The sequence below is a fragment of the Photobacterium ganghwense genome, assembly GCF_003025595.1.
In the GTDB taxonomy this organism is placed as follows: Bacteria; Pseudomonadota; Gammaproteobacteria; order Enterobacterales; family Vibrionaceae; genus Photobacterium; species Photobacterium ganghwense.
Map to the genome: position 1 here is coordinate 108,811 of NZ_PYMI01000002.1, position 25,838 is coordinate 134,648.

Consider the following 25,838-nt stretch of genomic DNA (forward strand, 5'->3'; position numbering starts at 1 on the left):
ATCTGTGCTATATCCGGCAAACCCATTTACCGAAACACCGGCACTCACTGTGGCTCAAGTGCTCGCGTTGTTAAAATTAAAAACTGAGAAAGAATCTACACTTACCGCCATCAATCAGCAAGCGAGGTATAGCCTGGCAATGTGTGAACAGTTGTAAATAACCGCGCTTGATCACTGTTACGCGCACATATTTTTCAGGTTTCAAGGTTTCAACATATCTTCGGCATCCGGCTTGCTACTACCATAACCCGATTACAATAACCCGCCATTCACCGAAATCACCTGACGTGTCACGTATCCTGCGATGTCTGACATTAAGTAGCTGACCAGCCCCGCCACTTCTTCAGGCTTTCCGGCACGCCGTATTGGGATCTGCGGCAAAACCTGCGCTTTGAGATTATCATCCACCAACCCGGTCTCAATCAGCCCCGGTGCTACGCAGTTCACGGTGATATTTCGCTTCGCCAGTTCCAGTGCCAACGCTTTGGTCGCACCAATGACTCCGGCCTTGGCAGCGCTGTAATTGGTCTGGCCGCGGTTTCCCATCAGCCCCGACACGGACGCCAGCGTGACAATGCGCCCACCTTGCCGGTTTTTCACCATCGGCATTACACAGGGATGAAGCACATTGTAAAAACTGTCCAGATTGGTGTGTACCACACCGTCCCATGCCTCTTCGGTCATCGCCGGAAAAGCCATATCCAGTGTGACACCGGCGTTGCTGACAATACCGTAATAAGCGCCGTGCTGCTCAATGTCGTTTTCCAGTTGCTGGCGACACTGCGCCCGATCCCGAATATCAAACTGAATCAATCTGCCTCGACCTCCCAGATATTGAATCTCATCCAGCGTCTGCCTGGCCCCGGATTCATCTCGACCGTAGTGCACCACCAGCGTAAAGCCGTCTTTGGCCAACTGGCAGGCGATGGCCCGACCAATGCCTTTGCTGGCACCGGTTACTAATACCTGTCTGGTCACGTTCTTTGCTCCTTGTCATGCGGATTAACCACCATTTGCGCCAGTTTCGCCGTCGCTGGGACGTACACATTCAACTGACAGGTCGCCACACTCTGTCCCTCAATCTCAATACGGCATGAAAATACCGCCATGCCCTGATTGTCCAGAATGCGTTCACCGTACAAATCCAGCACGGTGCCGACATCAAAAGCCGAAACCTCAGAGTGATAACGGCGGCTGCCCAGTAAGAAACCGATATCGGGCTGTCGACCGGCCTGCCAGGCCTGATAGCCGGCCCAGCCAGCCACCGTTTGTGCCAGCAGCTCGATCCCGACATAGCCCGGCAGATGCTGACGCTGCGCATCAAAAAACGGGTTAAGGCCGGACACACGCGTACGGCAGTGAACCTGTTCCGGCCCCACCGCCACCAGCTCATCAACCATCAGCATCGGTTTGGTATGAGGTAATAGATAAGACAACTCAGGCAGTTCTCGCATCACAACACTCCAAAAATCAAGCTGACGTTATTGCCGCCAAAAGCAAAAGAGTTACTCATAATAGCCGGCTGACGCAGTGCCATCCCCGGTGACACCTGTGAAATCGGTATATCACCGAGCTCGCCGTCGTTTACCTGAGCTGGCAGGGGCAACTGATGGTGTAACACATGCCAGCAAATGGCGGCTTCCACGGCACCAGCCGCTCCCAGAGTGTGGCCAGTCAGGGGTTTGGTGGAACTGACCGGCGCCTGCGACCCAAACACCCGGGCAATGGCGCGGCTTTCCATCGCATCATTCAGCTGCGTGGCGGTTCCGTGGGCATTGATGTAACCAATCTGCGCGGGCGATAAGCCCGCATCAGCCAATGCACGGCGCATCGCCCTTTCGGCGCCCAGCCCATCCGGATGGGGCGCGGAAATATGATGCGCATCGGAACTGTCTCCGGTTCCCAGCAAAGCTATATGTGGCGTATTGGGATGCCCCTCATGGTTTCTCGGCTCACGACTCAGCAACAGAAACGCCGCGCCTTCGCCGATATTGATCCCGTTCCGGTTCTGACTGAACGGATTACAGCGTTCTGAAGAGAGTGCATCCAGCCCATGGAAACCGTTCAGTGTGAGCTGACACAGCGAATCCGCTCCCCCTGCCAACACCGCATCAACCAGACCGGACTCCAGCAAGCGCTTAGCCGAAATCAACGCCCGCGCACTGGATGTACACGCCGTTGACAAGGTGTATACCGGCCCCAGGATATCGAAATAGTCAGCAATAAATTCCGCCGTATTGTCCGGCTCTTGCTGGTGATAGTGGTAATCGTCCGGGAACGCGCCATTTTCCAGAAACGCGGTCATCGCCGCTTCCCCGTCAGCCATACCAAAGGTGCTGGTGCCGACGATCACCGCGACCCGTTCACGCCCATAGCGGGCGATAGCATGTTCAATCTCCGGCTTAATATCATTCAAAGCAGACAGTGCCAGCCGGTTGTTGTAAGTATTCTGATGGCTAAACCTTGCCGGAATATCCGGCAGAGGCTCAACAGCTCTGCCAACCACCGTTTGTCCGCCACTGTTCAGGCTGTCTGTGGTCACTTGCATGCCGGGGGCATCGCCGCTTTGCAAGCTGTGATGAATCACCGAACGGGATAACCCGAGGGCACAATGGATGCCGCAGGCGTGAATATAAATGGGTTTGTTGCTATTCATCATCCGTCCTTATGACCGGATACCCGGTTCCGCGGCTCCTGGGGATGCGGATAGAGCAACCACTGCTGGTGTTGAATCATATGCACCACGCGGCGTAAATCGGTTTCAAGCGGGCGGTCTTCAACCACCGGCTCGAAATCCTCCAACACGGCGTACAACATTCCATGAAGGGTCGGGCTGAGTTGCTCCGGCTGCAACTCGCCCTGACGCAGACGCAGTACCATCGCCTGCGTTGACGCCAGCAAAGCCGCCGACGCTACCTGCTCGGTCAACTCCAGTACCCGCAAACAGTCGCGGGACGCAATAGTCCCCATGCTGACTTTGTCCTGGTTGTGGCACTCGGTGGAACGTGAAAAGACACTGGCCGGCATCGTGTGTTTCAACGCTTCTGCCGTCCAGGCTGAGATCCCGATTTGTACTGCCTTGAAGCCATGATTAATGGACGCTCGATTTCCTTGCGCACCACTCAGGTTTCTGGGCAGGCCGTTATTGAATTTATGATCCAGTAACTGCGCCATTTGGCGATCCAGCAGATCTGCCAGATTCGCCACTGCCGTTTTCAGGGTATCCATAGCCATAGCAATGTGACCGCCGTAAAAATGGCCACCATGCAGCACCCGTTCGTTATCGCCATCAATAATGGGATTGTCGTTGGCACTGTTCAGCTCATTTTCGATCAGCTGGCGCAACCAGGGCAGCGTGTCTTGCAACACCCCAATCACATGAGGCGCACAACGCAGTGAATACCGGTCCTGAAGGCGGTCGCTGTTTGCCGGCGGGGCATCGCTTTGCAGATCAGCCCGCAGCCAGGCGGCAATCTGCTGTTGACCGGGATGAGGTTTAACCGCGAAAAGCGCTTCATCAAAATGGAAGTCATTCCCCTGCATCGCAACCGATACCATGGCGGTGATTCGTGTCGCCAGCTGCGCCAGATATTCCGCCCGGCTGAATGCCAGACAAGCCAAAGCGGTCATCACCGACGTGCCGTTCATCAGCGCCAGTCCTTCTTTCGGACGCAAGGTCAGCGGAGTAATGCCAAGTTCAGCAAAAACCTCTGCCGTGGGGCGTACCGCATCGCGATAAATGACTTCCCGTTCGCCAACTAAGGCGGCAGCCAGATAAGACAACGGCGTTAAATCCCCGCTGGCTCCCACCGAACCTTCCTGTGGGATATAGGGCGAAATCCCCTGATTGAGCAAGGTGACCATCTGATTCAACAGCTCATGGCTCACACCGGAGACCCCTTGTGATAATGAGCACAGCCGGGTTGCCAGTACGGCGCGAGCCTGATGTTGAGTCAAATGTTCACCCAGTCCGCAGCCGTGAAAACGGGTCAGATGCAGCGGTAATTCAGGCACCAGCTCTGGGGGGATCGCGACCGTACAGGAGTCACCATAACCGGTTGTCACCCCATAAATGACTCCGTCGTCCAGCAGTAATCGCTCCAGAAAAGCAACACCACGGTCAATTTTGGCGGTAAACGCCGCGTCCTGGTTCATGGCTGCCGGGGCACCATCAGCAATGGCAATGACATCTTCAATCGTCAGCCGCCCGGCACCAAATCGAATGGGTTGAGGTTTCTGAGTCGTCATAACATGTTCCTTGTTCTGCCTAGCCTTGTTCGTTCTGTCTCGCCGGGTTCGTTCTAACTAACTGTTCTCGTTTTAATAGCAGTCAACAGGCTGAGCAGTTATATCGCTGAGCGGCAAGCGGGCAAAAGTGAGATAACCCCTGAGGCATGCTGGTGGTGACCATCCGGGGAGCGGTAGGCAAATTTAAGCTTGTGCTTTTCAGGGAGCCATTCAACCGCCAACACAACCGTTGCGGCTGGTAGGATCGGTGCCTGAAACTTTACAGACTCCATCCCGCCAAACTGATCCGGGGTCTGCAGGTAAGTCACAGCACAGGTGACCGCCCATTCGAGTTGCGCCACGCCGGGTAACACCGGCTGCGCGTCAAAATGGCCGGAAAAATAGATAATCTCCGGGTCTATCCGGCATAACAGTTCACAGACATTGCCACGAACGGTTTCTTGCAACACGGTCGGAAAACGTGTCTGTTGATCTCGTTTTTCCCTGTTCATTGCTTCCCTTTTCTCATTGGCTCGTCTTTGTCATTACTCACCGCCGGACGCAAACCGTCCGTTGCGGAGAATAAACTCACCAGTTCTGACCACTGACGCTTTCCTTGTGCATTAACCGGAATGGCCTCAACAAAACGGAAACGCCGAGGAATACCGACCGGTTCCACCCACTCCCGCATGGCCTGACGCAATGACACGGCAAACGGCCCTTTGCCCAGCCGTTCAAACGCAGCCAGCCCATCGGGTGACAATGTCAGCACGGCGGCTAACTGCGCACGTTGGTACTGCTTATCTTCAATGACTGCTGCATCCGCAATCCAGCGATGTTGCGAAAGCCGCCCTTCCACCTCCGGCAGCGAGATGCGCTTTTCTTCGATTTTCACTACCCGATCGACCCGTCCTTTGAGATGAAACTTGCCCTCAGGCCGCAATTCACAGGCATCCTGAGTGACATACCAATCGCTTGAGGGCAAATAGGGAGAACGCAGCATTAGGCATTGTTGCGGACTGAGTCGGGCTTCCAGCCCCGGGAAAAGCTGCCACGCCTGTTCATTCTCATCAGTCTGGACGGTCGCCGATTCGGCACTCTGCGTACTGTTCTGAGTGAGAGCTTTCTGAGTAGGAACTTTCTGAGTAAGAGGTGGCTGAGTAATGGCCTGCTGAATAAAAGCTTGCTGAGCGACGACCTGCTGGCGGTGAGCAATTCCGCCAGTCTCAGTACTGCCGTAAATTTCAATCGGTGGCAGCCCCAACAGCTTCGCCACCCGCCGAGACACCTCGACTGACAGTGGCCCGCCGGAGGAAAATATACCGCGATAGGATTGGGCTGATGCCGTTGTCAGCCGTTTCAGCAACGCCGGACTGGTGATCAAAACGGCATCCGGTGACGCGTTCTGAATAACTTGCTCCGGGTACAACCAGTTAGTGCGGGCGAAGCATCGTCCGGTGCACAAGGGCCATAACACCCGGAATAACAAGCCATAGATATGCTGGTGGGAAACCGTACTGGTGATCAATAAGGCCCCTTTGCTGTCGCCACTGCCGCCTTGCCTCCCCGCCTCAGGAGACAAAGCGTCATGCTCGTCAAACATTGCCCCCCAACAGGCTTCCAGCCCCTGAATTTCCGCATCCAGTAAATCGAGTGTTTTATAAACAGGCTTAGGCGCACCACTGGAACCAGACGTAAACAGAATCAGGGAAATGTCTGACAGTGCCAGCGGCTCAAACAGCTCAGGCCGTTCCGCCGATAAACTTGGCAGCAACGCAACCGGGGACAACAGAGTGTCTTCCCTTTCCGTTCTGACATCCTGCTCTGTGGTGGTATTAAGGCCACAAACAACAAGTAACGGTACTGATGCTGACCCGACGATTAATTCTGTATCACTAAGCACACCATCAAACTGATCCGCTAATTCTGCCAGTGCACCAGGGCGTATATTGCCGGGCAGCACCAACACTTTACCGGCACAAGCCGCAGCCATAAATGCCACGGCAAGCCAATAGCTATCGTCAAAACACAATGCCCAGCGTTGCTCTGATCGTTGGCGCAAGACCCGCTGCCAATACCCGACATCACAGCAATAGTCCTTCCACTGCTTTGTGCCCTGAATACCAGATGCCACCCGAAGCGTCCGTGGACGTTCCGTCCCCAGCAAAGAGGACAACGATATAGAAAACGGCGATCTGGGTAACGGCGATCCGATTTGCTGGTGATTCAATACCATTCGCTATCCTTAGTCTGTATTACCGACGCAACATTCTGCCAGTGATTAAAGACAGAATGTCTAGCCTTCAGAAACGGTGAAAAGTCAGAAATCAATAGCTGCGTGAAGTGGCGCCGATTGAAGACGGCTGGCCCATATTTCATCATCACATTGATAAACTATTGCTTAACTGCCATCGCTAAAAATGTGGCGGTTTAACATAATTGAAATACGGCCTAAAAGCATGATCTTAAATACCAGTTTCTTCAAATCCAGTGTCTTAAAATCCAGAGGTTTAAAATCCAGATGTTTAAAATCCAGTGCATTCAAACCAACGCATAAAACTAGCACCGAAAAACTAGCGTCTTAAAATAAACACATTTATTACGGACATGAAAGTGCGCTATAAAAAATGGCCGTTAAATGCCAACGCCTTCCATCTTAATTTTCTATTGTTCGTTGACTTTTCAGATTCAGAGTGACGCTGACGGACGATGTTCAGAAATAAATTTGGCCAGATTTTCTACCGATGCGAAATTAGTCCGCGTATTACTGTCATCCGTATCGAGAATAACACTGTACTGATTTTTAATTGCCAGGCCCAGTTCCAGCGCATCAATGGAATCTAATCCCAGCCCATCACCAAACAGCGGCGCGGTCGTTTCAATATCCTCAATCGAAAGATCTTCCAGATTCAGCGTTTCAATAATGAGTGCTTTCAATTCCTGATGTAATTTTTCCATGATCATTTCTCCTTTCTATTTCATGTTCTTGCCCACCCAGTCGGGTAACGCAGAAAATTCAGGTTCTGGCACGTTGCCAATGCCAGCAATACCGGGGTTCCCGCATCGTCCAGCGCCGGGCTTTCGACACCAGTGCGTCTACGAGCATCAAGCCTTGCGGTAAAGGGCTGCAATCCGGTGAGTCAATCTGAAATCCTGCGTGGCGGTTTGATTGTCTTTGCCCCTGGACCAGAAACTCTTGCCCAGACGTCAGCAACAATCCCAGGGCATAACCGCGGAAATCCTGCGTTTCATACTGACCGTAAGGATCAGGCAGAGGCTCATCAAAATCGACCAGCAGTACGCGATGCGTCGGATTTGAGGCCAGATAAGCTGCGGCTTCAATGCAAGCAGCGTGCAACGATGAACGGGATGCCGATACCGATGTCGCCGCAACAGTCTGACCGGCAATAATGGTAAACAGTCCTGTCGCGGTATTATGGACTGACTGAGAAAACGCCATCGGCGATGCCGGTTGTCCGGCTAACACCGATTGCAACAGCTGGCTAGTTCGGGTCAGTTCGCCATGGCGGCAGGAAAACACAATATAATCAACCGATTGTTCACGAGTCAGAGACACGGCCACCTGAACCGCTAACCGGCTCAAGGTGCTCATTCGCCGCTTTTGCATCGGAGGGATCGCATCACTGGGGACAAAATGTTCATTATCTGGCCAGGCATATCCATTAGCCTGCCAGTCGGCCCATTGTTCAGGCTGACTGATGCCCGGCGATAATGCCATCCAGTCTATTACATCAAATTGAATGCCTTGCATGAAATGAAACCCAGCCAGTTAATAACAATTATGTTATTTGTATTTTATTTATTACCTCTATTATTAATGCATTTAATTTAGTATGACAACTATTGCAAGCTTTTATAACCCAATCAATTTTAAAAACTCTGCGTTATACCGCAAACCAAGTGGCTTATTTGATAAAACACTGCTTTCGCACAGAAATATTTCACTCACTTTCTGATATTTAGAAACCTACTGGCTTCATGCAGTAAGTCGCTATTACGCTAATAAAATCTAATCCCTGAAATGAAAAACATTCATTGATAGATTTATAATACCTCTATACTCATTTAATAAGGCGATACTGTATTTAACGCACAATTTTTTCTTCCATCATGGAAATAGTATCAATTGACACTGCTGAGATTAGTATTTATTGAAGCCAAACGTCTGTAGCCCCGACGATATTTTTATGAAGACTGGATGGTGGTGACCGGATGATAATTTTACGAAAGCGGAAGCCATAAGGTTTCATAAGCCGGCGTTTAAAACCGGCTTATTTTCTCTCATATGCGATAACTCATTGCTCGTCCAGTTTAGGCTGCTGGGGCACCTGAAATTAACCCTGCGGCTACCCCAGAATAAATCCAACAATTAACCAGGTAATCAACTCAGCAATCACACTGGTAAACAACCTGGCAAACAACCTAGTAGCCAAGTCGACCTAAGGCACATCAATCTGCCGGATAAATCACACCTAATGATGCAGGGCGGCTTGCTCCGGTCACTTCCGGCACGTTACTCGGCTGGTTGTGTATCCGCTGCCGGGCCAGCCAGGCAAACGCCATCGCTTCCATGTAGTCCGCATCTACCCCTTCATCACGGGTATTGCCCACCAGCCATTCCGGCAGCAACGCAGACAATCGTGCCATCAGCGCCGGATTGTTCGCACCGCCGCCGCAAACCAACAGGCGTGGGCTTGGGCCAAACTTAAAGGTATGTACCTGATCTGCAATCGTTCGGGCGGTAAACTCCAGCAAAGTCGCCTGCACATCTTCCGGAGCCAACCGTTCACCTGTTGCCACAGCAACAAGTGCCAATTGCTCGTTCAACCAAGGCAGGTTGTAATGCTCCCGACCAGTGCTTTTCGGATAGGTTTGGGTCAGATAAGGATCGCTCAGTAACTGAGCCAACAAGGTCGCGTGGCAACACCCAGACCGGGCATACGCGCCGTCCCGATCATACTTGTCACCCTGCTGCTGATAAATCCAGGCATCCATCAACATATTACCGGGTCCCGTGTCATAACCGACAACCTTCCCGCTGTGAACGCCCGTTATGGCTTCCGCTTTTGAGTCTACCCGAGCATTCTGCCCTGAGCCCCCTACTGCGCCAGCCATGCCAGCCACAGTACGGGATGGCGGTAGCACAGAGATATTCGCAATACCGCCAATATTGAGGACAACTGTCGTCGAGTTAGCCTGGGCGAATAAAATGCGGTGAAAAGCCGGCACCAGAGGTGCTCCCTGGCCACCCAGCGCCATATCTTTGCGACGAAAGTCCGCCACCGTGGTGATCCCGGTTTTGGCCGCGATAATGTTGGCATCCCCGAGTTGGGTGGTAAATGGGTATTCACTCTCCGGATGGTGATACACGGTCTGGCCATGGTTGCCAATTGCGGTAACATCCTGAGGAGAGATTCCCTTTTGCCTTAACAGCGCATTCACCGCATCCGCAAACAGGTGGCCGAGACGGTGATCCAGTTCACCGATCTGACGCAAGTTGGTGGCTTGCCCGAGACAGACTTCCAGCAAAGCATGTTTCAGCTCATCCGGCATCGGGTGATCGTAGTGAGCCTGCAGGCTAACTGACACCGGCTGTGCGTCGGACGCCTCATGCTCTATCGCCACCAGCGCCACATCCACTCCGTCCAGACTCGTGCCTGACATCACCCCAACATATAATTCCCGGCTCATCCGCTACCCTTCATGATGACTTACAGAATAGTCACTCACAGGACTACAGCTTTGACACTTGAACCTGGTCACCGTCCGAATGTTGCTCAGCCAGATTGTTGGCCGTCTGCAACGTCGGGTTGTAACGAGGCGTTTGAGTCAGCTGTACCTGCATCGAAACCATATTATTGATCATCTCCAGCAGCGACGCCCACTGAACCTTGTTTTCTTTCTCAAACAGGCTTTCGAAATTATCCGGCGTCCATTCAACAAACAAACGCGGATTCAGGGTTCGATCCAAAAAACGGATCTCATAATGCAGATGCGGCCCGGTCGATAGTCCCGAGTTGCCCGTCCAGCCCAGCAAGTCACCTTTGTTGACATAGTTGCCGCGTTTCACATTGAACTTACTCATATGGGAGTAAGAACTGGTAAAACCAAATGAGTGGTTCAGGCGGATGAAGTTACCGTAACCTTTGTTACCCGAGCGCACGACTTCAACAATCCCATCTGCCGGTGCATAAATCGGTGTGCCAATTCTGGCTGAAAAGTCGAGACCGTGGTGGAATTTTTGCTTGCCGGTAACCGGGTGTACGCGGGAGCCATAGCGGGAAGACATCCGCGTGTCCGGCGTTGGGCTGCCGTTGGGGATAAGACGGAACAATGTTGCCCGCACCGCCGAACTAACAGCCGCACTGTCAACCCGCGCTTGCAGCGACATATCTTCACCGTCTTCACCGTTGACACCAAGTACCGCTTCAACATCGTCGATACGCTGTGTCAGCAGCGCCAGTTCGGCTCGCTTTTCTTCCAGCTCCTGACGTAGTGCCCGGTTCGCTTCACTCTCTTCCGACAAAGACGCCATTAAATGGCGGGATTGCTTATTCAGCACATTTAATTGCTTGGATGACAGCTGGCTTTCCTCGTAAAGGGAATACACGCTGTAACTGCCGCTTCCTGCTAATACCAGCACAGAGGCAGCGGCCAAAGCAAAATATCGTTTCTTAAAGCGGTTGATTAAATAATGCGAGGTGCCTCGGCTATGAGACACCGAAATACAAATGTTTTCTGACATGGGGACCTGCTACCGCTCTTCATCATGATGTAAATCTGCGAGTTGCTCTAACTCTCGATGTAAGAGCGCATCAGTGCCCACGTTTAATTCGACCAGACGCCGAAGGTGACTGGCGCTTTCTATATCAATATGGTGTATATGCATATGGAGATAATTAGCGTCATGACTGACCAACCGGGCCTCCAGCCTCAGTTCAATGTCACTTTCGTGCAAACAAAAAGCAATAACATATTGGTTATCTTGTGAATTATATTGCCAGTCGTGAGGACAAGTCATCAGCAGTCCCTTCAGGGACAAATCCAGTACTTCTGCTCGCCACTCTCCGGATGCCTGTTGCAGCATAGCCGGAGCACGGTAAAGAATGCGACGAAAATGACGACGTTCAATCATGAGCCCTTCATTTTGTTGTTCTTTTATAAATTGAATTGTAAAGATAAATATGCATATTCACCAGAAATATCCTCACATAAAAAGATATTATTAATAAACTGATAGTTAAATCACACAGATATATTCAGTCTAGCCTATCCCACAAAGCAAAATAACGTGATATTGATCGTCACTTCCCAAAAAAATATGACGATTTATTAACCAATGCTCGTCATATATTTGACAGCTATAGCGGTTAAACCCACCAATATGAAGCTACTCCTGGCACGGTAAACCTCTCCCCATCACCAATCGATACACAAGCAGAATCGGGCATACCAATACAGATAAAGATACAAAGATAAGAAAGAAAGAGAGAGAAGGTAGAAGGTAAAAGACGAGGCAATCAGAGATGAAAGAGGCAGAACAGAGATAAAAGAGACAACGCAAAAGAAGTGCGAAACAGGCTGTCAGAACAGCCCACTTTCATAAAGATAAAGCCATCGAAAACCACTCGGCTAGTTAAAACTCTGACAGTCCCCGTCAGCGCAATCAAGAGCCCTGTCAGCCAATAAAAACAGGGCACAGTCAAAACGACAAACTAAGGTTCCAGCACTTTTAGCTCTTGAAAATCAATCTCTTGATGGTAATCGACGTCTTGCAGACCAAACCCGTTTAATTTCAGGAAATCTTCCCGATAACCGGCATAATCTGAAACGGATTGAAAGTTTTCCGGCGTTATCATTGCAATTAGCTCAGTGACGGCCAGCTGTACGTCTTCTGCCATTTCCCAGTCATCCATTCTAATCAGCCCTTGCTCATCCCGCCCGATGTGCTGCTGCCCATAGAGACGGGACTGAAACAGCCGTTGCATCTGCTCGATGCATCCTTCATGAGTTCCGCTCTCTTTCATCACCTTAAACAGGGCCAGAATATACGGTCCAAGTGCAGGGATAAATACACTGGCTTTGGTCACCAGAGCTTTGCAGACAGCCACATCCGCCCCGCCACCAATGGCATTCAGTCGGCGGTTAATATCAGCCGCAGTGGCATGCAAATGCACTTTCGCCCGCCCCAGTGTGCCCTGATGATAAATCGGATATGTGATCGCCGGTCCGATATAGGAATACGCCACAGTGCGGCATCCGGGAGCCAGTACACCGGCCTGCAGCAGCGTATCTATCCACGCAGCCCAGTCATCACCCCCCATCACTTTGACAGTCGCTTCGATCTCGGCGGGCGTCGCCGCATCCACCGTGACGGTGTCCAGCTGCCCGGTTTCGAGATTTACCGTCTGACCGGTCAGTGGTTCCCCCACGGTTTTAATCACAGAGCGCCACAACTCGCCGGTTGTGGGATCAGGACGCACGCCCGTTGCCAGACTATAGACCACTAAATCAACCTGGCCACCCAAATCGGTTCTGATCGCTTTGATGACCTGATCCCGCACCTCCGGCGAAAACGCATCTCCGATAATATTGGTTGCCACCCGACCGGCTTGTTCCGCTTCCTGACGGAAAAAAATGTTGTTATACCAGCCTGCTGAGCCCACACCTTTTTCGCTCGGTCCTCGTTCAAAAGAGACTCCGACAGTATCGGCCTCTGCGCCCCCAAAAGTCAGGGCGATACGCGATGCCAGTCCAAAACCGGAGGACGCACCCAGGATCAGAACCCGTTTCGGTCCGGCTTGAATTGGCGGGGCTGAGCGGACATATTCAATCTGCTCCCGCACGGCCTGGCGGCAACCGTAAGGATGAGCCGAACGGGCTATCACCCCTTGAATCACAGGTTCAATGATCATAAAAACCTCGCTTGCTGGCACATAGCTCTATTGTGGCGTTACAACTGGCTCATGAAGCCGACTAGACAATGAAATGAATAGACAAACAAATGAGTTGACGAATAAATAGACAAACAGTATCCCCAATCATTCAGACTACAAGCGGCTTAAACGGCCACTGCCGGTCAAATTGAAGGGCACCAGCATAGCGACAGTACCAACGTCTCGTTTTGCGCCATATCAAGCTCGTGACGGGTCTTCATGCGTCAGTAACCAAACTTTTATGTCCAGCCCGCCCGCGTAACCGGTCAGCTTGCCCGAGCTACCAATAATGCGATGACACGGTACAATGATTGGCACCGGGTTTTTACCGTTCGCCGCCCCAACCGCCCTGACGGCTTTAGGGTTACCGATAGAACGGGCAATATCACCGTAAGAACAGGTTTCCCCAAATTTCACGGTATCCAGCGCCTGCCAGACCTGATGCTGAAATTCAGTACCCGCCATATTCAGCGGCACCTCAAACGTCTGCCGTTCTCCGGCAAAATATTCCGCCAGCTGCTGGCAACAATGGCGTGTCACGTCACTCGGCTGCTGCAGCGTATCCGGAGCGGCGGCAAACTCAATGGCCTTCACGCCATGCTCGTCAGCAACAACGTTTAACATCCCGATCGGGGTTTCAATCAATTGATTACTCATTACAAGGTATTCCATAAATGTAGGGTCAGGTAGCTACGCCAGGGTGCCGCTAGTGCAGGTTGGCATTCGCAGTGCTCAAGCGCTTTTTTCACGCCGAGATCGCCGTCCAGGAAAATGTCCGGATCGCTGCACCCTCGCATACGCAAATAGTTTACCGTCCAGGGTCCAATGCCCGGCAACGCCAGTAAGGCATCGGGATTATCCAGCGGATGCTCTGCCGCAAACCGGGCAAACTCCCGCAGTGTCTGGCGTCGTCTTTCCGGCATTCCCAGCTGGTTCAAATCATACTCCAGCAGTTGTTCCGGGGTCGGGAAAAAACAATGGGCGTCAGTGTTTTCAGGATTCATTGCCACTATCTTGACCACCAGGTTTCGCGCGGCTTTGACTGACACCTGCTGACCCAAAATGGCGCGAATACCTGCTTCAAACGGGCTCCAAATCCCCGGTAAGCGCAACCCCTCCACCGGTAGCGGTAACACCGTTGCTCGCTCCAGTGCAGTATCTATCACGCTCGAATCGGCATCCAGATCCAAACATCGCCGGATGGTAGCCAGCACCTGCGGCAGCACGCTCAGATCATCGAGTGAAATAGTGACGATAAAACGGGTATTGTCAGCATCATGGCGGGCGGTAAACCACCCGTGATAGATACGGGCTGACTGAGCCGTGCCATCGGTTTTATCCTTTTCACCAACAACATCATCAGTATGGAAGAACTGAAACGTGCGACCGTAAGAGGTGTCATCCAGCCATTCCAGCCCTTCAATCAACCGCGAGGCGTAAAAATTACGCACTCCCGCCCAATGATAAGGAGGACGATACGCCAGACTGACAGAGAATGTCACCGCCCCGGAGACAGGCTCTCCCGGTTGTTTACGAACCTGAGTTGGCGCCAGCGAAAAATGCTGTTTAAAGCAGTCATTGAACCGACGGATACTGCCAAAACCACTGGCCAGCGCAATGTGGGTAACCGGCAGGCGTGTTTCATGCAATAGTTTTTTCGCCAACAAGCACTGCTGATACAGGCTGTACGCCTTGGGCGACAACCCCAGTTCGTCCTGAAACAGCTTACGAAGATAACGATCCGTCACCCCTAACCGTTCCGCGAGCCTGGCAATGCTACCCGCAATCAGCGCCCCTTCATCTATCAGACGCTGTGCGCGGCGGAGTGTCGTGTTTTTCCCCAGCCAGGCGGGCGACCCCGGCGCACTGTCCGGACGACACCGCAGACACGGGCGATACCCCGCCTGCGCGGCCGCCACCGCCGAATCAAAATATTCCACGTTTTTTTCCAGCGGTGGCATAGCGGGACAAATTGAGCGACAGTAGATCCCGGTGGTTTTCACCGCCGTAAAGAACAAACCGTCATAACGGCGATCACGGGCCATTCTGGCCTCATGACATTGCATTGGGGTTAGCATGCCTGCTTCCTTTGTTCAGGCTGAAGTCATGCTTTTAGTCTACCCCGTCAAAAAGGCAATACTAGCCATTTTCGGAACTGAACGTTACTCAGTGGATAATCATTTCCAACAGAGGAATACTGGCAGCTTCTGTGTTGTCATCTTCGGTGCTCGTACTATACAGATGCTGGCACCTAGCATTTAGCACTTAGCACTTAGCACTTAGCACTTAGCACCGAATAATGGCACGTTAAGCGACTTCAGGTATCGGCTTCGGCGCTGGCTCCAAATCAGGTTCTTTTTGCACGGTTGGTACTTGCCCTTCGCCAACAGCACTGAGATAACAGCCACTGAGTTTAATCGCGAGGTACATATCGGCACGAAGTAAGATACCGCCTTCGCTGGTGCTGATACCTGTCAGCTCACACCACTGCCGCAAGCGACGTTTTCGCCCGGCCAGGATTAAGCGAATACCCCGTTTTTTAAGGGTTTCATGAACTTCAGCCAGCGTTGCCATCACGCTTAAGTCAAGGTGAGTAAAACTGGATACGGCATCTACCACCACACACCCGACATCCTTCGTATGCTCCGTATGCTCTAACAAACGGCGTTTGAAATAAGGGGCATTAAAATAGGTCAGCGGAGAGTTAAAGCGATAAATCACCATGCCCGGAATTGGCGAGGCTTTGCCTGTGCCATCAATAGTGCGAATGGTGCCTTCTTCATCCAGACCGAGGATCTGATCGCTTGGACGCATGACGATGCGCAAGAACTGAAACAGCCCCAGAAGTACCGCTAAGGTGATACCCGGAATCACGCCAACCACCAACACAGAGACAAAGGTGATGGTGGCAAGATAAAAGGCGTCTTTGTCGCGTTTCCTTAATGTCCATATCGCTTTGAGATCGAGCAGCGACAGGGAGGCGATAATCAATACCACCCCAAGTGAGGCGATCGGAATAAATTGTAAAGGCTGATAGATAAACACGGCGATCACCGCAATCGTAATCGCCGCAATAATCGAAACCAACTGTGACTTTCCGCCATTGGCGTCGTTTACTGCGGTACGGGAATCTGCGCCACTAATCGCGAAGCCTTGTGAAAACGCGGAAGCGATATTGGCAAAGCCCAGCGCTCGAAATTCTTTATCAGCATCAATGTCATAACCATTTTTCGCCGCAAAACTGCGCGCCGTGAGCATCATGCTCACAAAGCTCACAATGGCAAGGTTCAGGGCGGGCACCACCAATTCACGCACCACGCCCAGTTCAAACTCCGGTGTTTGAAATTGGGGCAAACCACCTTGAGTAACACCGACAACGGAAACGCCCTGTTCTTCCAAATGAAGCAACCAAACAGAGGCGGTCGTGACAAGTATCGCGAGCATCGCGGCTGGCCAGGTAGGGCGAAAGCGCTTCGTCACCAGATAAATCAGCACCGTAGCGATACTTAACCCCAGAGTCGGCCAGTGGAGTTCAGCCAACCGTTGGGGAGCCTCCCACAAGCGTTCCAGCAAATAACGTTGCTCGTATTTCAAGCCCACGACTTTGGCAAACTGGTTAACGATGATGGTCAGTGCCACACCGTTGAGCAACCCGAGAAGAATCGGACGAGAGAGAAAATCAGCAAAAATGCCTAATTTGAGGCGGCTGGCCAGTATGCACCATATCCCTGTCATGGCGGTCATGGTCATCACCAGCTGCCAGTGTTTGATAGGGTCGCCTGCAGCAAGCGGTGTAACTACGGCAGCAATCACCGCACAGGTCGCGGCATCGGGGCCAACGATGAGTTGTCGGGAAGTGCCCATGAAGGCATAAACCAGCATCGGCAACACACATGAATAGAGGCCGATAATCGCCGATACGCCCGTTAATTGCGCGTAAGCGATGGCGACAGGTAATGCAACCGCCACCACAGAAAAAGCAGCTCGAATGTCATTGGCGAGCCATTCATTTTGGTAATGCTTAAGCTGAACGAGCCCGGGAAACCACTGCGAGAATAATGTTTTGGTCAACAGATTTACCCATATATACGGTTAAGTTACTGTAAAGTATACATCATACTATTGTAACGTCCGTGAGCTATTTATCAGTCGACAAGCGTTAGGGCTGACACAGTGAGATTGCTCCGAGCCCAGAGGAATTAAGGGGATTAAGAATTAAGCAGGTCACGGATAAGCAAGCGCGGTCCCATCCTTACAAAGCACTCACCTCAACGAAATTACGTGCATCCAAGCGACTTTTTTCCATTATTTTTATTAATGGGTTACTCATTTAATGAAGGTGCTAAAAGGGGGCTATTCACTTTGGTTGAGATGCTAGTTTTACGGGTTCCACAAATTGACGCTCTCGTTCAGCGAGCTTCCCTCAATCTATTCCCCCACAGCATAACTTTTCAGCATGATCTCCTACATCCCTTACAACTAGAGCACATCCAGCGTCGCCTTGACGCGATCTAATACCACGATGGTTCTGAACCATTTCACATTTGGGTTACTGTGAAACAATTTATCGCAGATCTCCTGAAAACGCTGCATGTTCGGCACAAGCAACACCAACATAAAGTCTGCCTCACCGGTCACGTAGTAACATTGCTGAATTTCTGACCCGGAAAAGCTGTCCTTTAGTAACTGCAAATCCACCATGTGCGTTTTATCCGCCTGAACCTCGACCAAAATTGTAATCACCTGATTCAGCTTATTTGGGTCTAAGATCGCGATATTTGCCTGGATATAGCCGTTATCTTTGAGTTTTTGAATACGACGCTGCACAGAGGCCGTGGACAGGTGAACCGCCTCCGAAAGTTCGCGTAAAGGGATCTGGCAATTCTTCTGCAACAACTCAAGCAGTGCATAATCATATTTATCCAGTGTCATGATGATTTTCCGGGTGAGAAATTTTCTCACTAACAGTATGTATTTAGAGCACCTTTATCAAGAAGCACGCAATAAAATACAGCCATCTACCCACTCACTCGATATCAACGTATGCAAACTCGCACTAATACCACTGTCGGTGTCACCCTGAATGTCATTGCGTCGGCTCTCTTCGCCCTGATGTTCGCTTACACCTCACTGCTCAAAGACCTAGAGGGGCTGGAAATTTACGGCTGGCGTATTTTTCTCACCTTCCCACTGTTAACATTATTCATTCTGATACAGGGCTATTGGCCTCAAGTTGTCATCATTTACCAACGATTACGCAATGAACGCCATTTTTGGCTCACTCGTCTCGCCTCATCCTTTCTGGTCGGGATTCAATTGTGGCTGTTCATGTGGGCTCCCGGAAACGGATACGGACTCGCCGTGTCCCTAGGGTACTTCATTATGCCCATCACTATGGTGGTTGTCGGCCGGTTTGCTTTCAAAGATAAAATGTCTCGGTTCCAGCAACTGGCTTGTCTGTTTGCTGTCGTTGGAGTGGCCAATCAACTCGCGATCTCTCAAACCCTGTCGTGGCCAACACTGGTAGTATGTTTAGGTTATCCCGTCTACTTCTGGTTACGGTACAAAACCGATACCAATAACATTGGCTGTATCTGGTTTGATATGATGCTCAGCCTGCCTGTCAGCCTCTACTTTATTTTTCATAGTGGCCATGTGCTTTCCGAACTACCAATGAGTTTTGATTTGCTCTGGGTGGTGGCAGGCTTAGGAATCATCAGTGCCCTTGCTCTCGCGTTTCAATCGTTATCAGCCCCGCATCTCAACCTCAGCCTGTTTGGCTTGCTCGTGTATGTGGAGCCTGTCCTGTTGTTAGTGGTTGCTTATTTGCTGGGGGAAACCATCAGTCCGAAAGAGTGGCCTACCTATATCGCGATTTGGCTGGCGGTCGTGGTCTTAATGCTGGAAGGGGCCCGTAGCCTGAAAAGAGCAAAACATAAATAAATCAATGTTACAAAGCGATTACCCAAGCAGGAGGATATTCACAGCTTGCTTGGGCGCTCTCAGACAAATCCAACAGCATCGATTAGCGACCACAATTAAAAACAGCCCCCGCTAAACGGGGGCTGCTGACGGTACGCGATGATGTGCGAAACGGATTCGTGCATGAAAAAATCAGCGAACTCAACTATAAATAAGCCAAGCCTAAATTGAAGTCATTGTCAGCATATGATGGAGACGATAGTTAAAAATATTAACATTTTAATGAATACATATGCCGCAATATTTTCGCATCAATTATCGAGTTAATTAGGAAAATTGTAATTTTAATTTTCACCCTAAAAATCAGGGTGAATGAATAATTTAATAATCATGTATAGAATTTATTTCCCAAAGACAGCACGACCACAGCCATCATGTCATTATTAATTTTCACATTAATGGAAAACTTTCTAACTAGGCATGATAAGTTCCATTTGATAACGCAATTAAAGTGCCGAATGTTACGTGACAACCCACGTACTACCTCTACTCGGACATAACCTGATTGTGTATGGAAGTTAACTAATTGTCGACCTTACTTGTTGTATCACGGAGCTTCATTGCAAGTATGAGGCCCGACAGAATGAGCGTAATGAGATTGGCCATAATTAAAGGTAAATCTCTGACTACCACACCGTAGACACACCAGAGAAAGACACCAAAGACAAATATACAGTACATCAAGAGTGAAATGGACTCGGTATTTCTTGACTGAATGACCTGCCAAACTTGAGGAATAAACGAGCAGGTTGTACAGATGGCTGCACCATAGCCAACAAGGGAAATTTTATCGACAGCGATCATGAAAATTGTTCCATATAGGTGTTGAGGACAGGCCACAGACGCTGAGTACTGACCCAAACAGGATTCCCATTAATTAATCCATCATTGGCCAGAAAGTCGGGGACACATCCGCCAGCTTCCTCGACCAGAAGTAACCCCGCAAGCGCATCCCAGCTGTTGAGGTGCGCTTCAAAATATCCATGAACGAGTCCTGAAGCAACATGAGCAAGCATCAGCGCACCAGCGCCAAATCGTCGATGATCGACGTTGTTTTCATCTAAAATGGTCAATAGGTTTATTACGTCTGAAAGTGGTCTGCGGTTAGAGTGGCCAAGCCCAATGATAGACTGGCCTTCCGCTTCATTTTCCATCTTTAAACAACGTCCGTTCAACCAAGCGCCCTGCCCCTTTCGAGCCGCAAAGAATTCATCCCTTTCCGGCGCATAAATATAACCCAGTTCAATTTGATCATTATTTACATAGGCAACGGAGATACACCAATAATCCATCCCTTGTATATAGTTGGTCGTGCCATCAATTGGGTCGATCACCCAAATCCCTTCTTCTCCTGCGCTAATGCCGCTCTCTTCACCCAAAAAGCCATCCTCAGGGAACAGATGACTGATGACGCTTTTAATTTCTGTTTCAACTTCCCTGTCGACCTGAGTCACAAAATCATTCTTACCTTTGACTTCGATCGTTAAGCCTTGTTTGCGAAAAGACAGCGCTTTGTCGCCTGCGATTCTAATTGCGTTTTCCAGCGCTTCCAGTTTCTCTGCTGCTTTCATTTTCTTACCTATGAATCCTGCGAGTGGATTGGTGATGTGTTTCTTGTGATGAGTTTGACCGGAATCAGCTCAACTCTTTGTTCCATGTCCTCATGACGCGCTCTGCTTTCCAGACACCATAAGGCACGCTTAGCCGTTTCGACGACATCATGCTCTATCGTGGTCAGCCGGTAGCTATATTGAGCCGTTAAAGGCGTATTATCGAAGCCAATAATGTGAAAGTCTTTGGGCGCATCCAGCCCATTTTTTCGCATGCCATCGAGAAAACCGCAGGCCATGAGCGCTGTGGCACAGAAAATCCCATCGAGTCGTTGACCAGAGGCTATCAACTGCTCAGCAGCAAGAAATCCACCTTCATATCCATTTCTTTCCGATTGAATCTCAATATATTCATGGTCCTTGTTTTCTAACCAGCCCTTGAGTGAACTTTGAAAGCCCTTTTCCCGATCTAAACCCGACCAGGTCGAGTGTTTGTAATTCAGCCAACCGATTGAACGGCATCCGGCAGCAATCAGCTGATCGGCTGCCAATTTGGCGCCAGCGTGGTTATCAGAGCAAACGACGTCGACTTTGGGCAGATCTATTTCTCGGTTAATACCGACAATCGGAATACTGTATTGAAGACACTCTTTAACCAACGCCTCCGGCGGCTGACCGGAAGTTACGATGACACCGGATACTCGGTATTGCGTAAATCGGCGCATGGTTTCATCAAGTTCATCCCCCGGACGGACCTCAGTCACCATGGACTGGTAGCCTCGTGCCTGGATCTCTTTTAACAGGGCTTCCAGCAAAAGGCTTCTGAAAGGGTCATTGATATGCGCGACAACCACCCCTATCAGCTGGCTACGGCGCCGGTTTAAACCTTGTGCCAGAAAGTTCACCTGATAACCGAGTTGTTCAGCCGCTTTCAGTACTCTTTGCTTCGTCGCTTCCGAGAGACTGCCGTTTTCAGTAAACGTCCTGGAAACAACTGATCGTGATACGCCGGCCAAATTCGCCACATCCTGCGCGGTCACGACATTGGGTTTATTTTTGGTGCTCAACTTGGTATCCACCATTTTGTCATTCTGATAAATCGATGGTTAAACCATCGTGACTCACAAACAGATATTCGATTGTTGCTGCGCTCTGTTTTATTTCCGCAATGGCTTCATCCCAGCAATGATAGAGGCCGAGCCGTTTTATATTGGATTTTTCTAACAAAGCTTTACAAGCGTAGAAGTCGCCGTGGGATGAAGTTTCATCCAGGGCGTCAAATGAAGCACACTCCTGGAATGCCAAATCTGTATGTTGCATTAAATCAATCGAAGCCTGAGTCGGCCTGCCATCACCACTATAAAACAACTGCTGCCCATCAGCTGAAATTCGTAATGCCCTATTCGTCAACTCATGCTGTGTTTCAGCCGTTTCCAACTGCCAGTGATTCCATACAAAATGATCCGTGATCATTTGCCAGTGAACTTCGAAGCACAGTTCTTTGGCTGGCCAGTTGGCAAATAAGGCGAGAAACTGCAACGGAGATTTATTTTCTTCCTGACAAAAAATAGTCACAGGCTCAGTACGGTGATGGCTTTTCCAATAATTAAATAATGCCGTGAGTCCCGTGCAATGATCCGGATGAATGTGAGTAAAATATATAGCGCCTATTTCGTTGACGCTTGTAGAACGATTATATAAAGCCCGAGGAACAGTCGGACCACAATCTATCAATAACTGGTTACCTGTATTGTCTGTTACAAGTAACGACGATGTATTGCTTATTTTTGAGAAAGCACTTCCACATCCAATAACTTCAATTTTCATTGTTTAAACCAAACTTTCTTCTTTCATTAATTAATTTGTCATAAAGCGAGCTCAAAGTACGCTCATATAATGTCTGTTAATTTTTGCATTTTTTTTACACGTCAATGAACACGTGTTCATTGACGAAAAAAATCTAAGCATCAGAAGTGAACTTTATATATTTCTGATTTTCGAGGTAACAATGACTAGTTTGAACATTCAGGGCTTATGTGCCGGTTACGGAGATAAGCAGATACTCTCAGATATAAATCTGACCGTTCATCAAGGCGAGATGATTGCTCTGCTTGGTCCTTCCGGTTGCGGTAAAACGACGCTACTGAATGCGCTGTGTGGCTTTCTTCCTGTTTCTGAAGGCGAGATCCGGTTTGGTGATAAAAACATGACCAACCTACCGGCAGAGAAACGAAATATCACCATGGTTTTTCAGAGCTACGCACTATGGCCGCATATGACTGTTGCGCAGAACATCGGCTATGGCCTGAAAGTGAGAAAGGTTCCCGCCCAACAAATTGATCAAAGGATCGATGAGTTTTTGGCAATCGTAAATCTAGAAGGGCTAAAAGATCAGAAAGTCACGGATTTATCCGGCGGCCAACGCCAACGCGTTGCTTTGGCAAGAGCTTTGGCAATTCGGCCAGACATTTTGGTTCTCGATGAGCCGCTGTCAAATCTAGATGCAAAAGTAAGACTTCAGGTACGCCATGAGATTAAATCTTTGCAAAAGCAATTTGGTTTTACATCCCTCATCGTGACCCATGATCAGGAAGAAGCCCTGGTCATGGCGGACCGCATTGCTGTTCTGAATCAGGGGAAAATAGAGCAACTGGGTACATCTGAGGAAGTATACAACCAGCCAAAAACGCCTTTTGTCGCAGACTTTATGGGGGCGGACAATCTGGTTGTCTGGCCTGAAAACAGCAAAGGGCTGCAAATTTATTTCCGAAGCGAGAAAGCGCAATTGGTGGAACAGAATTGCGAAACACCCCGTCGCTCTCTTTCTGAAGAGAACGGGCTGCAGCTTTCCGGAAGGGTTTTGCAAAGTGCGTTCTTTGGTCACAGCTATCGCGTCAGCGTAGAGTGTGATGGTCAGCTGATTCAAGCGATTCATCCGACTCCTCTTGAACCCGATTTAAACGTTTTATTACGCGTACCCCACCATTCGCTCCATATGTATAGCGGGCAACACTGACGATTCACTAACCCACGAGTAACTACCTAAATTAAGGACTAGCTATGTTTGTAAAAACCAATATGACTTTACTGACAGCTATTGGTGCAATTCTTGTTTCCGGCGTAAGCCAAGCGGAAACAACACTGAATGTCGCATCTGCAGGAAGCCAAAACATGGTCGACTACGTAAAAACTTACTTAGCGCCAAAGTTTGAAGCCGCACACCCAGGTGTCAAGATTAATGTTGTTGGTACCGGCCCTGGCGATGCAGGCTCTCATAAAATTCTGGAAAAGCTCTCTGCTCAAAATAAGAGTGGCCTGAAAGCGTGGGATATCGATGTCGCGGTTGTCCATCAAAAAATTGGTGGAGAGATGGTTCAGCAAGGGCTTTTAAGTCGCTACCGGGACGATATCAATACAGGCGCGATGGTTACTCGTGATAGTGCCAGAAATGCGCTGGGTACCAATGTTGATGGGTATGTCATGCCAATGTTCCACAGCCAGACAGCTATCGCGTATAACAGCGACCTGATCCCGACACCCCCAAAATCATATGATGAGCTTGTTCAGTGGGTTGAAAATAATCCGAAGGCATTCGGCTACAACGGCATCAAGAACGGTATGTCTGGTGTGAGTTTTGTGACGGGTTGGGTTTATGCATATGGCTCGGATGCAGATAAGCTGTCAACCAAGCCATACCAAAAAGGTGTTCAATCTCAGTGGGATACCGCGTTCGAAAAGCTGAAAGTGTTTAACAAGAACATCACTTTCACGCCGGGTAACGCCGGTACGCTAGACATGCTAAACCGTGGCGAAATCTTCATGGGACCAGTATGGGTCGATATGTTCTATAGCTGGAAAGAACAGGGCAAGATCCCGCCTTCACTGAAACTAACTTTGCTTGCTCCGGGCATGCCAGGACAGCCAATGTACTACGTCGTGCCGGACAAAGCGGCCAATCCAGAGCTCGCTCGCGAGTTTATCGAGTTGGCTACCAGCCCCGACATTCAAGCTGAGGGCATCGTGAAACGTTTCAACTGGTATCCGGGCATTGATGCCACACACGTGAAAAAACATCTGGATAAGCAGAGCTGGCAGAAGTTATTCGCAGAAATTACACCGGATGAGCTCTCTAAGTACGGTAAGAGTTTCCCTATCGCACCCTATTTTGATGATATCAAAGAAGGTTACGAGCGTAAGGTTGCAAATTAATCGCTGTATGCTCGAGAGGTCACACACCTCTTGAGCTTTATATAGTGGCTGTTTTCACTGGAAATATTATGTATTACAACCCAATAAAAAACATCTGGATGGTTCTGCCGGCGGCATTAATGGTGGGGCTGTTTTTCCTCTATCCATTAATCTTTTCTCTTTTTTCCGCGCTATTCACCGATGAAGGTGCATTGACGAAAACGCATCTGGAGAATGCGGTCGAACTGTACTCCAACGATATTCTGTTTACGATGATTATCGTGCTGAGTTCAATGGTCATTTTATGTGTGCTGTCGATATTCATTGCAGCAATATTACGCCTCTCTCCCTTTACATCGCTCGTTCGGGTTTTAGGTGTACTTTATCGACTGCCTTTGTTCATCCCACTCATCGTGACAGCTCAGATGATGAGAACCTTTTTAGCTAAAAATGGGTTGATGAATAACGTTCTCATTGAGGCCGGGCTATTTACACCTCTCGAAACCATTTCATTTCTGGGCTGGAGTGGAATCATCATTACTTTTGTCTGGAAACAACTCGCTTTTTCGACGCTGCTTATTTCCGGGGCGATGTCAGCCATCGATGAATCCCAGGTCCGTGCTGCGAGAAACTTAGGGGGCTCAAGAACTCGGATCCTGTTTCAGATTCTCCTGCCTCAGATTGTCCCAACAATTGGTGTCGCCATGGTCCTGTCTGTCGTGACGATGATGTCAGCATTATCTGTACCGCTGATGATAGGCACAGGCACACCCACCATGATGACCGCCGACATGGCATTTCGAATCAATTCTTACGGTGATTACCATACCGCAAATGCACTGGGCCTTATTTCTTACTGCATTTGTGCTGCGTTTGCCTGGTTCTATCTTCGTCAGAATCTTAAAGATAAGGCTGGTGTATAGTGAGTAGAGAA

Annotated in this window: 24 protein-coding genes; 4 read left to right on the forward strand and 20 right to left on the reverse strand. The window is 49.8% G+C overall.

What is annotated here, in order from left to right; translation table 11 throughout:
- Positions 1–252: 252 nt before the first annotated feature.
- From C9I92_RS06390 to C9I92_RS06470, 16 genes are all read right to left on the reverse strand, one after another.
- Positions 253–978: a 3-ketoacyl-ACP reductase FabG2 gene (locus C9I92_RS06390; protein ID WP_047885051.1), complete on the reverse strand. Its 726-nt coding sequence runs from the start codon at positions 976–978 to the stop codon at positions 253–255.
- Complete coding sequence (locus C9I92_RS06395; RefSeq protein ID WP_047885050.1) at positions 975–1,454, reverse strand: hotdog family protein; 480 nt, start codon at positions 1,452–1,454, stop codon at positions 975–977. The genes C9I92_RS06390 and C9I92_RS06395 overlap by 4 nt, the downstream gene beginning before the upstream one ends.
- A complete protein-coding gene (locus C9I92_RS06400; protein WP_047885049.1) occupies positions 1,454–2,656 on the reverse strand; it encodes a beta-ketoacyl-[acyl-carrier-protein] synthase family protein in 1,203 nt (400 codons plus the stop codon). The genes C9I92_RS06395 and C9I92_RS06400 overlap by 1 nt, the downstream gene beginning before the upstream one ends.
- Positions 2,656–4,248, reverse strand: a complete 1,593-nt coding sequence (locus C9I92_RS06405) for an HAL/PAL/TAL family ammonia-lyase (protein ID WP_047885048.1) — start codon at positions 4,246–4,248, stop codon at positions 2,656–2,658. The genes C9I92_RS06400 and C9I92_RS06405 overlap by 1 nt, the downstream gene beginning before the upstream one ends.
- Positions 4,249–4,346: 98 nt before the next feature.
- Positions 4,347–4,739 (reverse strand): ApeI family dehydratase, encoded by a 393-nt coding sequence (locus C9I92_RS06410; RefSeq protein WP_047885047.1) that lies wholly within the window; start codon positions 4,737–4,739, stop codon positions 4,347–4,349.
- Positions 4,736–6,463, reverse strand: a complete 1,728-nt coding sequence (locus tag C9I92_RS06415) for an AMP-binding protein (RefSeq protein ID WP_084712536.1) — start codon at positions 6,461–6,463, stop codon at positions 4,736–4,738. Before C9I92_RS06415 ends, C9I92_RS06410 begins: the two co-directional genes overlap by 4 nt.
- A gap of 452 nt (positions 6,464–6,915) precedes the next feature.
- On the reverse strand, positions 6,916–7,185 hold the full coding sequence (locus tag C9I92_RS06420; RefSeq protein ID WP_047885046.1) for a phosphopantetheine-binding protein: 270 nt from the start codon (positions 7,183–7,185) through the stop codon (positions 6,916–6,918).
- 58 nt (positions 7,186–7,243) lie between these two features.
- Positions 7,244–7,999, reverse strand: coding sequence for a beta-ketoacyl synthase chain length factor (locus tag C9I92_RS06425; RefSeq protein ID WP_047885045.1), 756 nt, complete (start codon positions 7,997–7,999; stop codon positions 7,244–7,246).
- Between the two features lie 698 nt (positions 8,000–8,697).
- On the reverse strand, positions 8,698–9,939 hold the full coding sequence (locus C9I92_RS06430) for an anhydro-N-acetylmuramic acid kinase (protein ID WP_047885044.1): 1,242 nt from the start codon (positions 9,937–9,939) through the stop codon (positions 8,698–8,700).
- 43 nt (positions 9,940–9,982) lie between these two features.
- On the reverse strand, positions 9,983–10,993 hold the full coding sequence (locus tag C9I92_RS06435) for a M23 family metallopeptidase (protein ID WP_047885043.1): 1,011 nt from the start codon (positions 10,991–10,993) through the stop codon (positions 9,983–9,985).
- A gap of 9 nt (positions 10,994–11,002) precedes the next feature.
- On the reverse strand, positions 11,003–11,383 hold the full coding sequence (locus tag C9I92_RS06440; protein ID WP_047885042.1) for a PilZ domain-containing protein: 381 nt from the start codon (positions 11,381–11,383) through the stop codon (positions 11,003–11,005).
- A gap of 580 nt (positions 11,384–11,963) precedes the next feature.
- On the reverse strand, positions 11,964–13,163 hold the full coding sequence (gene fabV / locus C9I92_RS06445; protein WP_047885041.1) for an enoyl-ACP reductase FabV: 1,200 nt from the start codon (positions 13,161–13,163) through the stop codon (positions 11,964–11,966).
- Positions 13,164–13,382: 219 nt separating this feature from the next.
- The gene (locus tag C9I92_RS06450; protein ID WP_047885040.1) at positions 13,383–13,841 is read right to left on the reverse strand and encodes a methylated-DNA--[protein]-cysteine S-methyltransferase; all 459 of its coding nucleotides are present in this window, start codon (positions 13,839–13,841) and stop codon (positions 13,383–13,385) included.
- A complete protein-coding gene (locus tag C9I92_RS06455; protein WP_047885039.1) occupies positions 13,841–15,262 on the reverse strand; it encodes a DNA-3-methyladenine glycosylase 2 family protein in 1,422 nt (473 codons plus the stop codon). The genes C9I92_RS06450 and C9I92_RS06455 overlap by 1 nt, the downstream gene beginning before the upstream one ends.
- 229 nt (positions 15,263–15,491) lie before the next feature.
- On the reverse strand, positions 15,492–17,255 hold the full coding sequence (locus C9I92_RS06465; RefSeq protein ID WP_047885038.1) for a SulP family inorganic anion transporter: 1,764 nt from the start codon (positions 17,253–17,255) through the stop codon (positions 15,492–15,494).
- Positions 17,256–17,663: 408 nt separating this feature from the next.
- Positions 17,664–18,116, reverse strand: coding sequence for an Lrp/AsnC family transcriptional regulator (locus C9I92_RS06470; RefSeq protein WP_047885037.1), 453 nt, complete (start codon positions 18,114–18,116; stop codon positions 17,664–17,666).
- Positions 18,117–18,227: 111 nt separating this feature from the next.
- Between C9I92_RS06470 and rarD the strand changes: the two genes are divergently transcribed.
- Entirely contained in the window at positions 18,228–19,127 is a 900-nt protein-coding gene (rarD, locus tag C9I92_RS06475) for an EamA family transporter RarD (RefSeq protein ID WP_047885036.1), read from the forward strand.
- Positions 19,128–19,688: 561 nt separating this feature from the next.
- On the opposite strand, the gene C9I92_RS06480 is transcribed toward rarD, so the two are convergent.
- From C9I92_RS06480 to C9I92_RS06495, 4 genes are read right to left on the reverse strand one after another with little or no spacing between them, the layout of a single operon-like run.
- Positions 19,689–19,970: a SemiSWEET transporter gene (locus C9I92_RS06480; RefSeq protein ID WP_047885035.1), complete on the reverse strand. Its 282-nt coding sequence runs from the start codon at positions 19,968–19,970 to the stop codon at positions 19,689–19,691.
- Positions 19,967–20,737: an inositol monophosphatase family protein gene (locus C9I92_RS06485; protein WP_047885034.1), complete on the reverse strand. Its 771-nt coding sequence runs from the start codon at positions 20,735–20,737 to the stop codon at positions 19,967–19,969. Before C9I92_RS06485 ends, C9I92_RS06480 begins: the two co-directional genes overlap by 4 nt.
- Before the next feature lie 8 nt (positions 20,738–20,745).
- Positions 20,746–21,798, reverse strand: a complete 1,053-nt coding sequence (locus C9I92_RS06490) for a LacI family DNA-binding transcriptional regulator (protein ID WP_047885033.1) — start codon at positions 21,796–21,798, stop codon at positions 20,746–20,748.
- 4 nt (positions 21,799–21,802) lie between these two features.
- Positions 21,803–22,543: an MBL fold metallo-hydrolase gene (locus tag C9I92_RS06495; RefSeq protein WP_047885032.1), complete on the reverse strand. Its 741-nt coding sequence runs from the start codon at positions 22,541–22,543 to the stop codon at positions 21,803–21,805.
- Between the two features lie 181 nt (positions 22,544–22,724).
- Here C9I92_RS06495 and C9I92_RS06500 point away from each other — a divergent pair, with 181 nt between their 5' ends.
- From C9I92_RS06500 to C9I92_RS06510, 3 genes are all read left to right on the forward strand, one after another.
- Positions 22,725–23,732: an ABC transporter ATP-binding protein gene (locus C9I92_RS06500; protein WP_047885161.1), complete on the forward strand. Its 1,008-nt coding sequence runs from the start codon at positions 22,725–22,727 to the stop codon at positions 23,730–23,732.
- Positions 23,733–23,776: 44 nt separating this feature from the next.
- A complete protein-coding gene (locus tag C9I92_RS06505) occupies positions 23,777–24,925 on the forward strand; it encodes an ABC transporter substrate-binding protein (RefSeq protein WP_047885031.1) in 1,149 nt (382 codons plus the stop codon).
- A 68-nt stretch (positions 24,926–24,993) separates the two neighbouring features.
- A complete protein-coding gene (locus tag C9I92_RS06510; RefSeq protein ID WP_047885030.1) occupies positions 24,994–25,827 on the forward strand; it encodes an ABC transporter permease in 834 nt (277 codons plus the stop codon).
- Positions 25,828–25,838 lie beyond the last annotated feature (11 nt).

Excerpts from the sequence above, each read along its gene's own strand:
- C9I92_RS06405 (WP_047885048.1), bottom strand. The coding sequence starts at position 4,248 with ATGACGACTCAGAAACCTCAACCCATTCGATTTGGTGCCGGGCGGCTG.
- C9I92_RS06500 (WP_047885161.1), top strand. The coding sequence starts at position 22,725 with ATGACTAGTTTGAACATTCAGGGCTTATGTGCCGGTTACGGAGATAAG.
- fabV (WP_047885041.1), bottom strand. The coding sequence starts at position 13,163 with ATGATCATTGAACCTGTGATTCAAGGGGTGATAGCCCGTTCGGCTCAT.
- C9I92_RS06415 (WP_084712536.1), bottom strand. The coding sequence starts at position 6,463 with ATGGTATTGAATCACCAGCAAATCGGATCGCCGTTACCCAGATCGCCG.
- C9I92_RS06450 (WP_047885040.1), bottom strand. The coding sequence starts at position 13,841 with ATGAGTAATCAATTGATTGAAACCCCGATCGGGATGTTAAACGTTGTT.
- C9I92_RS06490 (WP_047885033.1), bottom strand. The coding sequence starts at position 21,798 with ATGGTGGATACCAAGTTGAGCACCAAAAATAAACCCAATGTCGTGACC.
- C9I92_RS06505 (WP_047885031.1), top strand. The coding sequence starts at position 23,777 with ATGTTTGTAAAAACCAATATGACTTTACTGACAGCTATTGGTGCAATT.
- C9I92_RS06440 (WP_047885042.1), bottom strand. The coding sequence starts at position 11,383 with ATGATTGAACGTCGTCATTTTCGTCGCATTCTTTACCGTGCTCCGGCT.
- C9I92_RS06410 (WP_047885047.1), bottom strand. The coding sequence starts at position 4,739 with ATGAACAGGGAAAAACGAGATCAACAGACACGTTTTCCGACCGTGTTG.
- C9I92_RS06485 (WP_047885034.1), bottom strand. The coding sequence starts at position 20,737 with ATGAAAGCAGCAGAGAAACTGGAAGCGCTGGAAAACGCAATTAGAATC.
- C9I92_RS06420 (WP_047885046.1), bottom strand. The coding sequence starts at position 7,185 with ATGGAAAAATTACATCAGGAATTGAAAGCACTCATTATTGAAACGCTG.
- C9I92_RS06480 (WP_047885035.1), bottom strand. The coding sequence starts at position 19,970 with ATGATCGCTGTCGATAAAATTTCCCTTGTTGGCTATGGTGCAGCCATC.
- C9I92_RS06455 (WP_047885039.1), bottom strand. The coding sequence starts at position 15,262 with ATGCTAACCCCAATGCAATGTCATGAGGCCAGAATGGCCCGTGATCGC.
- C9I92_RS06430 (WP_047885044.1), bottom strand. The coding sequence starts at position 9,939 with ATGAGCCGGGAATTATATGTTGGGGTGATGTCAGGCACGAGTCTGGAC.
- C9I92_RS06470 (WP_047885037.1), bottom strand. The coding sequence starts at position 18,116 with ATGACACTGGATAAATATGATTATGCACTGCTTGAGTTGTTGCAGAAG.
- C9I92_RS06435 (WP_047885043.1), bottom strand. The coding sequence starts at position 10,993 with ATGTCAGAAAACATTTGTATTTCGGTGTCTCATAGCCGAGGCACCTCG.
- C9I92_RS06400 (WP_047885049.1), bottom strand. The coding sequence starts at position 2,656 with ATGAATAGCAACAAACCCATTTATATTCACGCCTGCGGCATCCATTGT.
- C9I92_RS06395 (WP_047885050.1), bottom strand. The coding sequence starts at position 1,454 with ATGCGAGAACTGCCTGAGTTGTCTTATCTATTACCTCATACCAAACCG.
- rarD (WP_047885036.1), top strand. The coding sequence starts at position 18,228 with ATGCAAACTCGCACTAATACCACTGTCGGTGTCACCCTGAATGTCATT.
- C9I92_RS06425 (WP_047885045.1), bottom strand. The coding sequence starts at position 7,999 with ATGCAAGGCATTCAATTTGATGTAATAGACTGGATGGCATTATCGCCG.
- C9I92_RS06495 (WP_047885032.1), bottom strand. The coding sequence starts at position 22,543 with ATGAAAATTGAAGTTATTGGATGTGGAAGTGCTTTCTCAAAAATAAGC.
- C9I92_RS06510 (WP_047885030.1), top strand. The coding sequence starts at position 24,994 with ATGTATTACAACCCAATAAAAAACATCTGGATGGTTCTGCCGGCGGCA.